The 229-nt window shown below is 72.9% G+C and carries 1 pseudogene; it reads right to left on the reverse strand.

Features of this window, described 5'->3' with window-relative positions:
- Positions 1-229, reverse strand: a pseudogene (locus KVS71_RS19705) (phosphate transport system regulatory protein PhoU); the annotation flags it as partial.

A 229-nucleotide genomic window follows, 5' to 3' on the forward strand; every position in this document is an offset into this window, starting at 1 on the left:
CGGGGGGGCGGAGTCCCTCTCCCCCACGTGCCAGGCGCCCGGCGCGAAGTAGACGCCCCTCTTGGCGACGGCGACCGCGTGGGCCGCGAAGCGCTCGTGGTACCGGCTCGCGAGCGTCGCAACGACCGTGGCGACGGCCCCGCCCTTCCAGTTGTCGCTGAGCACCTTCCCGAAGACGCTGGCGTGCAGCCCATCGACGTCGTCATCGGCGTTGCGGATGGCATCCGCG

The sequence above is a fragment of the Microbacterium sp. GbtcB4 genome (genome assembly GCF_019091465.1).
Lineage (GTDB): Bacteria > Actinomycetota > Actinomycetes > Actinomycetales > Microbacteriaceae > Microbacterium > Microbacterium paraoxydans.